At 67.2% G+C, this 11,477-nt stretch carries 8 protein-coding genes and 1 pseudogene; 4 read left to right on the top strand and 5 right to left on the bottom strand.

Translation table 11 applies throughout. The features are described from left to right. Window positions 1-56: 56 nt before the first annotated feature. Both EV643_RS21510 and EV643_RS21505 read right to left on the bottom strand, forming a co-directional pair. The gene (locus EV643_RS21510) at window positions 57-1,007 is read right to left on the bottom strand and encodes an alpha/beta hydrolase (RefSeq protein ID WP_133801903.1); all 951 of its coding nucleotides are present in this window, start codon (window positions 1,005-1,007) and stop codon (window positions 57-59) included. A 196-nt stretch (window positions 1,008-1,203) separates the two neighbouring features. Next, window positions 1,204-1,668, bottom strand: a pseudogene (locus tag EV643_RS21505) (alpha/beta fold hydrolase); the annotation flags it as partial. A gap of 443 nt (window positions 1,669-2,111) precedes the next feature. Between EV643_RS21505 and EV643_RS21495 the strand changes: the two are divergent. Continuing rightward, entirely contained in the window at window positions 2,112-3,914 is a 1,803-nt protein-coding gene (locus EV643_RS21495) for a galactose oxidase early set domain-containing protein (RefSeq protein ID WP_133801902.1), read from the top strand. A gap of 91 nt (window positions 3,915-4,005) precedes the next feature. Here the strand turns inward: EV643_RS21495 and EV643_RS21490 are convergent, their stop codons facing one another. From EV643_RS21490 to EV643_RS21480, 3 genes are all read right to left on the bottom strand, one after another. Beyond that, a complete protein-coding gene (locus EV643_RS21490) occupies window positions 4,006-4,911 on the bottom strand; it encodes an RNA polymerase sigma-70 factor (protein ID WP_133801901.1) in 906 nt (301 codons plus the stop codon). Window positions 4,912-4,996: 85 nt separating this feature from the next. Then, window positions 4,997-5,470 carry a carboxymuconolactone decarboxylase family protein gene (locus tag EV643_RS21485; RefSeq protein WP_133801900.1) on the bottom strand — a complete coding sequence of 158 codons (474 nt, stop codon included), beginning with the start codon at window positions 5,468-5,470 and terminating at the stop codon, window positions 4,997-4,999. 104 nt (window positions 5,471-5,574) lie between these two features. After that, on the bottom strand, window positions 5,575-6,015 hold the full coding sequence (locus EV643_RS21480; protein WP_133801899.1) for a YybH family protein: 441 nt from the start codon (window positions 6,013-6,015) through the stop codon (window positions 5,575-5,577). Window positions 6,016-6,135: 120 nt separating this feature from the next. On the opposite strand from EV643_RS21480, the gene EV643_RS21475 reads away from it, so the two are divergent. From EV643_RS21475 to EV643_RS21465, 3 genes are all read left to right on the top strand, one after another. Beyond that, window positions 6,136-7,323 (top strand): heparan-alpha-glucosaminide N-acetyltransferase domain-containing protein, encoded by a 1,188-nt coding sequence (locus EV643_RS21475; RefSeq protein WP_133801898.1) that lies wholly within the window; start codon window positions 6,136-6,138, stop codon window positions 7,321-7,323. A gap of 196 nt (window positions 7,324-7,519) precedes the next feature. Beyond that, on the top strand, window positions 7,520-8,530 hold the full coding sequence (locus tag EV643_RS21470; protein WP_133801897.1) for a formylglycine-generating enzyme family protein: 1,011 nt from the start codon (window positions 7,520-7,522) through the stop codon (window positions 8,528-8,530). A gap of 93 nt (window positions 8,531-8,623) precedes the next feature. Then, entirely contained in the window at window positions 8,624-11,368 is a 2,745-nt protein-coding gene (locus EV643_RS21465) for a winged helix-turn-helix domain-containing protein (RefSeq protein WP_133801896.1), read from the top strand. Window positions 11,369-11,477 lie beyond the last annotated feature (109 nt).

Here is an 11,477-nt window from a genome sequence, read left to right as displayed (position 1 = left end):
ACGAAACTCATGCGACAGCATTCCCGCGGGAGCGGCGCGTGCCGGTGGCCGAGTGCCTACTTGGTACCGAGTGCCTTGCGGAGGACGTGGATCGCCTGTTCCATCGCGCCGGTTGTCGCGGCGGTTTCGCGGAGCGGGTTGAGCATCATGAAGTCGTGGATGATGCCGTTGTACCGGACGCTGGTGGTTCGGACCCCCGCTTCGGTGAGCTTGCGGGCGTAGGCCTCGCCCTCGTCGCGCAGTACGTCGTTCTCGTCGACGATGATGAACGCCTCCGGCAATCCGGCGAGCTCGTCGAGGTCCGCCCGCAGGGGCGAGGCAGTGGCTTCCTCGCGCTTGGCGTGGTCGGGCAGGTAGGCGTCCCAGAACCAGCCCATCCCCTTGGCGGTCAGGAACGGGCCGTCGGCGAACTCGCGGTAGCTGTCGGTGTCCTGGCCGGCGTCGGTGACCGGGTAGTACAGCGACTGGTGGACGAAGGTGACGTCCCCGCGTCGTTTGGCCAGGATCGTCAGCGCCGCGGCCATGTTGCCGCCGACCGAGTCGCCCGCGATCGCGAGCCGGCCCGCGTCGAGGCCTTCGGTCGGACCATGGTCGGTGATCCATCGGGCGGTCGCATAGGCCTGCTCGATCGCGACCGGATACCGGGCCTCCGGTGAGCGGTCGTACTCGACGAACACGACCGCCGCGTTGACGCCGACGGCCAGTTCGCGCACGAGCCTGTCGTGGGTTCCCGCGTTGCCAAGAATCCAGCCGCCGCCGTGGACGTACAAGATGGTGGGCAGCAGGCCGTCGGCGCCGACGGGCCTGACGATCCGGACTTGTACGTCGCCGACCTCGGCCGGCACCGTGATCCAGCGCTCGTCGACTGTGGGCATGTCGATCGGGGCGGCCTGGATGTCGTCGAGGACCTTCCGGGCTCCGTCCGGCCCGAGCTGGTAGAGGAACGGGGGCTTCGCGGTCGCGTCGGCGATCTCCTGCGCCGCGGCCTCGAGAATGTGCTTGGTCACTGGTTGCTTCCTTCCGTAAAGGCCTGGTCGTCGCACGCCCACGACGATGTCGCTGGGAGCACTGGGAACGAGGCGGGTTCTCTACCGACAAAGACCGGACGGGCACTCCCTTTGTGACGACACGGCCCGAAGCTGCAGTACCGAGCCGTTACGGATCGATGCCCTGGCCGGATCCCGGCGTCCTCAGCCGGCCCTGCTAGCGAACACTCGCCTTCGCGGCCTGCTCGATGACCCGCGTGGTCGTCGTGGGGTCGGTCATCAGCCCGAGGTGTCCTTCGTCGAACTCCGTGACCTTGGAGCCGGCCCTCTTGGCCATGGCTCGCTGGACGTCCGGCGGGATGATCTGGTCCCCGGTGCCGATCACGTACCAGGACGGGATCGTCCGCCAGGCCGGGATACCGGACATCTCGGCCAGCCCTCCGAACGCCCCCGGTCGCTGGGTCGCATACACCATTGCCTTGTCGTCGGCGTCCAAGCCGGTCGCGAACGACGTGAAGACGGTCGACGTCTTGAGGTAGAGATCAGTGGTTGCCGTCGGTGGACCGGCCGGAACCAAGTCGAACACCGTCGTCGGATCCGGGACCGAGAGCGCGGAGTCCGGCCCCACGGCCTGGAGAGGCGTCTCGCCCTCGTCGAGCGCGAACGCGTTGACGTAGACGAGCGCCTTGACGTTCGGGACTCCGGTGGCCGCGTTCGTCCAACGCCAAGCACTACAAGTCGCCGAAGATCATCACCGAGATCAAGGAGTACGAAGGCATGCCGCACCTGCTGCCCGCGCAGAAGGGGTGGGAGGAGGTCGCCGACGACGTCCTGGCCTGGGCCGTGGAGCACGCCGGCTGGCCGACCGCGCCCGGCGCCTGAACATCTCGTCCTGGTGAACGTTGCCGCCAGGAACCGGACGGCGGATCAACCGGTCGTACTCGCGGCCTGAACCACCACGCTCCGCCGGTCAACTGAACCCGGGGCAGTTCCCTCCGAATCCTCGACTTGCAAGACAAGAGACCCCCACCTGCGCGGTTCACGTGATCGCCGCAACTTTCCGTGCGTCGCCTGCATCGAGCTTGGCAGCCGTGTTCTCGGCCAAGGTGCAAGTGGGGGATCCAAATGAACAACGCAGTGACTGCCTGCCTGCGGGCGCGCAACCATGGATGGGCGATCGCGCTCGTTGCTGTCTTCGCCGTCTTCGGCTCGATGATCAACGCCTCGACAGCCAGCTCCGTGGAGAAGGCCGTCGCACCTTCACCGCCGGCGCCTTCGGTGACGAAGAAGGGCGTTACCTGCAACACGGCTCCGGCCGATGAGCTCGGTGCGTGCATCAGTCGGATGTTGACGGACCCGAACGGTGCCTATTCGCCTGATCACGTCTACACCGACGCCGAGAAACAGCCGGTACGCGCGGCACGGCAGCTTGCGGGAGCCGCGGCTGCTGCGGACGCTGGATCCTGGTCGGTCGTCGCAGACTGCACCGTCGGCAACTACAAGGTCAATCCGATCCACGCCAGCATGACGAAGTCCGGCAAGGTGCTGATGACGGCCGGATCGGGGTACAACAGAACCTTCTTCGATCAGAAGGTCTTCAAGACCTGGCTGTGGGACCCCACGACACCCGGGACCTGTCCCAGGGAGATCCCCATGCCGGCAAACGTCGATCTGTTCTGCTCGGGTCACTCACACCTTCCTGATGGCCGGGTGCTGTTCTTCGGCGGCACCGGTCACTATGCGACGAGCGATCTGTACTACACGGGGATTCGCGAGTCCTACGCGTTCGATGACGTCACCGGGACATTCACACCCACGGGGCTGATGAACGTCGCGCGCTGGTACCCGAACGGGCCGGTCAACGCCGTCGGCAATCCCGTCGTCGTCAGCGGCCTCGACGCAGCCGGCAAGGTGACCTCCACCAACGAGACCTACAACGCCGCAACAGGCGCGTGGACCAAGCTTCCCGGCACCCGGATCTTCCCGCTGTACGCCGGGATGGTACTCAGGAAGAACGGCACACTCTGCTACTTCGGCGCCAACATGGGCGGACGCGCGGGCGCATCACCTGGATGCTGGAACTGGACGAACAACGCCTGGTATCCGATTCCCGGTCTGCTCTACCCAGACTGCAGAGATCAGGCCAGCACGCTGCTGCTCTACCCCGCCCAGACCCAGAAGGTCATGGTGATCGGTGGCGGATGCGCAGCTGGCACCACCGGCACCACGGCGACTGTCGACCTGAATGCGGCGACACACAAGTTCACCAACGGCCCATACCTGGGGTTCGCGGCCATGCACAGCTGCGCGACCGTGCTCCCCGACCGGTCGGCCTTCGTTGCCGGCGGCGCCGATCACAACACCAAGCCGCGCTTGCAGGCAGCGCGCCTTCCCTACGGCGCCACGGCCTGGGAACAAGCCGCCAGTCCGACCGTGCCTCGCATGTACCACAGCTCGTGCATGCTGCTGCTCGACGGCTCCGTCCTCACCATGGGCACGACCGCGGTCGCGGGCTCGGTCGAGACACGCTTCGAGGTCTACAAACCCTGGTACCTGCAGGCAGGCGTCTCTCGTCCGACGATCACGAACCTCGCTCCCACGCTGAAGCTCGGCGGTACCTATCCGGTGAACTTCAGCGGTCCCGCGTCGGTGACAGGTGCCATGCTGCAGCGGCTCACGTCCGTCACCCATTCGTCGGATCCGAACCAGCGCGCAGTCGACGTACCGGTGACGGCTACGGCCACCTGGGGAACGAAGAACCTCTCTATTGAGGCCAACAGGGGGATTCTCCCGCCAGGGATGTACATGTTGTCCCTGCGGGACTGGCGCAACATCCCCTCGAAGTCACTGGTAGTCCGGATCGTCGAGAACACCCCGCTGGCCGCCGGAGGATCGCCGGCCGCGGCCGCGCCCTGCTGCTGCTGCTGAAGCAGACGCGGTGCCAGCCGGCTTCGCGAAGTACGCAAACAAGACCCGGAACCGGGGATGCGCTCATGAGCGCATCCCCGGTTCCGGGTTCTCAGTCGCGATGTGTGTGGTCGGCGAGTTGGCCGAGGTGGGTCAGCTTGTCGGGGTTGACCATGCCTCTGATCGTGGTGATCTGACCGTCGGAGATATCGAGCGCGCAGACGGCGAGCAGCCGCTGCTGTTCGTCGAGTAGGAGCGCTCCCGGGCCGCCGTTGATCTCGACGAGGCGCAACGACGTACCCGGATGGTGCGCGACCCGGCGGACCCAGTTGAGCACCGTTTGCGCGACCCGGTTGCGTCCGCGCAGCGACCGCCCGAGCGCCTGAACCTTGCCGCCGCCATCCGCGGTCAGCTCCACGTCGTGAGCGAGCAACGCCTCGAGCCCAGCGAGATCGCCGTGCTCGGCGGCCGCGAAGAACCGTTGCGCCAACTCGTCGCGCTGCTCACGCGTCGTTTGGAAACGAGGTCGGCGCTGCTGGACGTGGCGTCTGGCGCGGATGCCGAGCTTGCGTACGTTGTCCTCGCTCTTACCGACGATCGCCGTGATCTCCGGATATGCGTAGCCGAACACATCGTGCAGCAGCAGCACTGCTCGCTGTTCGGGCGAGAGGCTCTCCAGCAGCACCAGCATCGCCAGCGACAGCGAATCCGCCGTCTCAGCATGCCGGGCCGGATCACCATCGCCGTCGGTGATGATCGGCTCCGGCAGCCACTCGCCGACATACTGCTCGCGGCGGGCTCGCGCGGAGCGGAGCTCGTTGATCGCCAGCCGAGTGGTCACGGTGGCGACGAACGCGCGCGGAGATACGATCCGCTCCTCCGCATCAAGTGCCTGATGCACGCGCAGCAGCGCCTCCTGTACCACGTCCTCGGCCTCCGACACGCTGCCGAGCATCCGGTAGGCGATCGCGAACGCACCCGGCCGCAGCTCGTCAAGCAGTCGCTCGTGATCGGTCATGCCGCCGCGAACCCCTCACGCCGGCTCGGATGCGCCGGCCGCCACGCCAGCTGCTCCTCGAGCATCCCCTGGCTCCCTGAACTCGTTATCCGAACTGGCCGGGCTGGTAGTCGCCGGCAGGCTGCTGGACGATGACGTTCACGCGGTTGAACGCGTTGATGTCGGCGATCAGAGACACCAGGGCGGCGAGCTGGTCGTCGTCGTAGTGCTTGGCGGCAGTCGCCCAAGCCTCATCCGTGACACCACCGGCCGCGTCGGCGATCCGGGTGCCCTGCTCGGTCAGCTCCAGAGCGGCACGCTCGGCCTCGGTGAACACCGTCGCTTCCCGCCATGCCGCCACCAGGTTGAGCCGTAGCGAGGTCTCACCCGCGGCCGCGGCATCCTTGGTGTGCATATCGGTACAGAAGCCGCAACCGTTGATCTGGCTGGCCCGAAGCCTCACCAGTTCCTGTGTCGCGGCCGGCAACATCGAGTCCGAGACCACCTTGTTCGCCGAGCTGAGGTACTTCAGGAACTTGGCTGAGACCGGGTTACCGAAAAGATTCAAACGAGCATCCATGATGCGCTCCTTGCCCTTGCTGGTGGTTACACATCTCTGACCGAACAGCCCGGCAAGATGGGACAGCAGACGAATGTGACGTGCGTCTCCACAGTCGGATGTCTTCAGGGCAGGAGGTCCAGGGCCGCGCGGCCGGTCTCGAAGTACGTCGGCACCGAGACCTGGTCGTGGGCGATCAGCCAGGTGCCGTCGATCTTCCGGAAACAGGCCGTCCATCTGAGCCAGTAGTCGACCCGGTCGCCGCTCCGCATCGTGCCGCTGAGATGATTGATGCTGTAGGCAACGGCCAGGTCACCGCTCAGGTGGATCGTGAGGTCCCGGACCTCGTAGTCGAGCGGAGCCTTGAAGACGCCGAAGACCTTGATCCAGTTGTTCCACTTGGCCTCCGCGCCCAGGTGCCGCAGCGGCGGCTCGATGTCGAACGAGACGAGATTCGGCGCGAACATCGTCTTGATTCCGTCCAGGTCCATGGTCCGCACCGACTCGATCAGTGTGTCGATGCGCGCCCGGAGGTCTACTTCGTCTACCGCTTGTTGTGTGGTCATGCTCAGTCCGACGAAACAGCCGACCGGACTGTGAGGCCAGTCCGCTTTGCACTGGTTTTCGCCCCCACCGTGTTTGCTCTTCCCACGCCAGGTGCGCAAGCCACGGGCAGAGGAGACGAGATGGCCATGCAACCGGTGCTGAATGACACGTCGGAAGACAGCTCACACACAGGTCGCCGGGGCCGGTCGTCCGGCGTGGATGCCGCTCGCGGAGTCGCCCTGCTCGGGATGATGTCGGTGCACATCATCCCGGCCGTGGACGATACGGGACGAACGAGTGCCGCCTTCCTGGTGGCCAGTGGACGGGCGTCCGCGTTGTTCGCCGTACTCGCCGGTGTCGGTCTCGCCCTGACAACCGGCGGCCCGCACCCGTATCGGGACGGGCACCTCCTGGCGACCCGGAGCGGGCTGATTGCGCGTGCGGGTCTGCTCGCACTCATCGGGCTGATTCTCGGAGCGGTGGACACCCCTGTCGCGATCATCCTCGTCTACTACGCGCTGCTGTTCGTGTGTGCAGTGCCCTTCCTGTCGCTCGGCCCAAGAGCTCTTGCGGCACTCGCGGCGGGTTGGGCGCTACTCGCGCCGGCGTTGAGCCACGTGGTGCGCTCATCGCTGTCCGAATCCGGCGGCGGCAATCCGACATTCGGCTCGCTCACCGATCCCGGCGCACTGGTCACGGAGCTGGTCCTGACCGGGTACTACCCGGTGTTGCCGTGGGTGGCCTACGTGCTTGCCGGGTTGGCGGTTGGCCGGCTCGCTCTTGAATCGGTACGAGTGGCTGCGGGACTGCTCGTAGGCGGCGCGGGGCTTGCCGTCCTGGCCAAGGCGGTGTCCTGGACACTGCTGCACCCGCTCGGTGGCTTTGACTGGATCGCGGGTAGTCCGGTGGTCCAGCGCAGGCTGTCGACCTCGCTGGGCGGTACGACCCCCACGACATCCTGGTGGTGGCTCGCCGTCTCCGGTCCGCACTCTGGAACGCCGCTCGACCTCCTGCACACGATCGGCACAGCACTCGGCGTGCTCGGCGCCTGCCTGCTGGTTGTCCGTGTCGCAGCCCACCTGCTGACCCCACTGGTCGCCGCGGGCGGAATGACGCTCACGCTCTACACCGTGCACGTTGTCGCAGTCGGCGCATCCGGACCTGACGCCAACGATGCCGCGCTACTGCTCCTCCACGTGATCGTCGCGCTGACGTTCGCGCTGATCTGGCGGACCTACCATCGACGTGGCCCCCTCGAAACCGTCGTCTCGGCAGCCGAGCGATCCGTCCGAACCCTCACCTCCAACGCCGTACGACCGGCGCCCTGAGTTGCAGACGGTACGGCGTACATCATCTACTCCTCCGAGGAGAACCGGACGATGTACATCTCCAAGCTGAACAAGACCCGGTCGCCGGCCATTCAGATCAGCTGGCTGATGGTTGCCCACGACAACTAACGGTCGCGTACCGCTGCCAAACCAGTCTGGTTGGGGTCAGCTGCTGCTTGTGTATAACGTTGACCTGATGACCACCCGGGACACACCGCACTGCTGTGCGCCCGAGCGCGCCGAGCCGTCCCATCCGCTACCGACCGCGCAGGGACCGATCGCATCGACGGCCGCTGCCGCCGGCGAGGCCGCTGCCGGGCTGCAGCAGCCGCTGCCAGTGCCAGCCGGCGAGTTCCGGATGGGCGACCCGTTCGGCGAGGGCTACCGCGCCGACGGCGAGATCCCCGTGCATGTGGTGCGTCTGAGTGCGTTCGCGGTAGACCCGACCGCAGTGACGAACGCGGAGTTCGCAGCCTTCGTGGCAGCTACCGGCTATCGCACCGAGGCCGAGCAGTACGGCTCGTCCGCGGTCTTCCACCTCGCCGTCGCCGCCAAGCCGGACGACATCATCGGCCGGGCGTCCGGCTCACCCTGGTGGCTGACCGTGCGCGGCGCCGACTGGTGCCATCCCGACGGGCCCTCGTCCGGGATCGATGACCGGGTCGACCACCCCGTCGTCCATGTCTCACACAACGACGCTCTGGCCTACTGCCGGTGGGCCGGCAAGCGGCTGCTGACCGAGGCCGAGTGGGAGTACGCCGCCCGCGGCGGCCATGACGGCCGCCGGTTCGTCTGGGGCGATGAGCTCAGTCCGGGCGGCGTGCACAAGTGCAACATCTGGCAGGGCACCTTCCCAACCGATAACACCCTCGACGACGGCTACCTCACCACGGCGCCGGCGCGCAGCTTCGATCCCAATGACTTCGGCCTGTGGAACCTCGCCGGCAACGTCTGGGAGTGGTGCGCCGATTGGTTCTCGCCGCAGTACTACCGCCGCTCACCGACCGAAGACCCGACGGGCCCCCGATACGGCGACGGCCGGGTGATGCGCGGTGGTTCCTACCTCTGCCACGCCTCGTACTGCCACCGCTACCGGGTCGCGGCCCGCTCGCACAACACCCCGGAATCGTCCGCAGGCAACCTCGGCTTTCGCGCCGCCTCTGGCTCATCCGCACCACAAGCCAGCGAGCCGACCTCCGGGGGCTGAATCCTCAGCCTGGAACCGGGGTCGACCCTGAGCCCGGGAGTTCGCGAGCATCGGTCTCGCCACTGGCCGGCGCGCGGCTTCTATGATCGGTAGGTGTCGACTCCGGTGCTTGCCACCAAGTTGTTCCCGCCGACCAGGCGGTCCCAACTGGTCGCCCGCCCACGGCTTGCCGACCGGTTGGACAGCACCCTGAACCGCGGTCATCGACTCACCCTTGTTTCCGCACCGGCCGGCTTCGGCAAGACCACCCTCCTCAGCGACTGGGCTACGAGCCAAGAGCGGGTTGGATGGCTGTCTCTGGACGAAGGCGACAACGCGCTGCCGCGTTTCTTGGCACACCTGTGGGCAGCGTTGTCCGGCACCGGTCTCGACCTGGATCCGGCGGTGTTGGACGCCGCCCTGGCTGCCGCACCCACGTCCGTCGCCTTGACCACGGTCGTCAACGAACTCGTGCGCGCCGGGCAGCAACGGCCCGACAGCCAATGGCTGCTCGTGCTCGATGACTACCACGTGATCGAAGCGCCTGAAGTGCACGAGGCCACGACCTTCCTTCTCGACCACGGGCCGGAGCAGCTGCACCTATTGGTGGCGACGCGCTCGGATCCACCGCTCCCGCTGTCACGGCTGCGTAGTCGCGCGCAATTGACGGAGGTACGGGCCGAGGATCTGCGCTTCGCGCCGGCGGAGGCGCGGGAATTCCTCAACGAGATGATGGGCCTGCACCTCACCGAGGGCGACGTGCAGGCGCTCGAGGAACGAACCGAGGGCTGGATCGCCGGTCTCCAATTGGCCGCGCTCTCGCTGCGCGATGTTTCTGACCACGGTGACGTCGCCGAATTCATCGGGGCCTTCGCGGGCAGCAACCGCTTCGTCATCGACTACTTGGTGGACGAGGTCCTTGCCCGCCAGGGTGCGGAAGTGCGGGACTTCCTGCTGCGGACCGCGATCCTCGACCGGTTGACCGGTTCCTTGTGCGACGCGGTCACCGGTGGAGCGTACGGCGGTCAGGTGCTGGCGGACCTGGACCGCGGCAACGTGTTCTTGGTCCCGCTCGACGCTGAGCGATCCTGGTACCGGTACCACCACCTCTTCGGCGATGTCCTTCGCGCTCGTCTGATGGCCGAGCACCCAGAGCAGGTCCCGACGTTGCATCAGGCGGCAAGCGCTTGGTACGCATCGCACCAGCTCGTCGCGGACGCCGTACGACACTCACTCGCCGCAGGTGACTACGACCGCGCCGCCTATCTGATGGAAGAGGCGTTGCCGGAGATGCGCCGTACCCGGCAAGACAGCGTGATGCTGGGCTGGATACGGTCGCTGCCGGAGTCCGTGGTGAAGCGGAGCCCAGTCCTCAACATCATGTCCGGATGGTCGCTGATGATGGCTGGCGACCTGGACGGGATGGAACGCCGGCTCGATGATGTCGAGTCGGCCCTGGATGCCGGCGCTCACGATCAGTCGCTCGCTGCGACGTGGGCCGACACCGAGGACCTGCGCACCGCACCGGCGACCTTGTGGGTCTACCGTGCGGCGCTGGCGCAAGCGCGCGGCGACGTCCCGGCCACCGTCCGCCACGCCCGGCGCGCGCTGGACCTCGCCGGCGCCGACGACCACTTCGTGCAGGGGGCCGCAGCCGGGTTCCTCGGTCTGGCCGCATGGGCGGCCGGTGACGTCCAGGAGGCCTTGTCCACGTTCTCGGAGGCCGTTCGCAGCCTGCACGCAGCGGGAAACCTGGTCGACGAGCTGGACAGCACGGTGGTGCTCGGCGACATGTGGATCAGTGCGGGGCGTCCCCACCGGGCACGCCGACTGTACGAACGGGTCCTCGAGACGGCGACCGGGGCAGGCGAGCCGTACCCGCGGGCCACCGCCGACCTGCACGTGGGCCTGGCCGAGCTGGACCGAGAGCTGGATGACCTCGTCAGTGCGGAGGAACATCTCGAGACCGCAAGGGTGCTCGGCGAACGCGGCTCGATCACCGAGAACCGGCACCGCTGGTACGTCGCCATGGCGCAGGTGCGTGCTGCGACGGGCGACCACGCCTCCGCCAAGCAGCTGCTCGACCGGGCGGAGGCGCTGTACCGGCCCGGCTCCTACCCCGACCTCCGCCCTCTCGCCGCGATGCGAGCCCGCGTGCACATCGCCGAGGGAGATCTCGCCGCCGCCGAGGAGTGGGCGGACGAACACGACGTCACTGCGGCTGATGGCGCGTCGTTCCTGCGCGAGTACGACCACCTCACCCTCGTGCGGCTCCTGCTCGCCCGCCACGACTCCGGGGAAGACGCCGCCGACGATCCGGCGCCACTGGGTGAGGTGCTGGCGCTGCTGGACCGGCTGCACGCCGACGCTGATCGATCGCGCGCCGGCAGTCTGCTGGAGATCGGCATGCTGCGAGCCCTCACCCATCGCGCACGTGGGCACCCACGGGAGGCTCTCGCCGAGCTGAACCGAGCACTGGCCCGGGCACCGGAACCGGACGGCTACGTGCGCTTGTTCCTCGACGAAGGCGTCCCGATGGTTGCCCTGCTGCACGACGCGGCTTCCGGGCAGGACGGCGAGTACGACGTACTGCGCCGGCACGCTCGTCGACTCCTCGACACCACCCCCAGCACGGCAGCAACCCCAGCAGACCGTGGATCCCCGGCCGGCCCGCTCAGCGACCGGGAGCTCGAAGTACTGCGACTGCTCGACAGCGAGCTCACCGGTCCCGAGATCGCCCGGCACCTCTTCGTCTCCCTGAACACGCTGCGCACCCACACCAAACGCATCTTCACCAAGCTCGACGTCAACACCCGCGCCGCCGCGATCCGCCGCGGCCATGAGCTCGGCCTGCTGTAGCGGTCCAAGTCGGCCAAAACACGGCCAAGCGTCTCGCCCGTCAGGCGCGATCACATCGTCAGTCACCACATCTGGTGACGCCCAATCCCCACCTCGCGCCGTACGTTCC

Source organism: Kribbella caucasensis (assembly GCF_004361855.1).
GTDB classification, from domain to species: Bacteria; Actinomycetota; Actinomycetes; order Propionibacteriales; family Kribbellaceae; genus Kribbella; species Kribbella caucasensis.
This window is presented reverse-complemented; position numbering and strand designations above follow the sequence as displayed.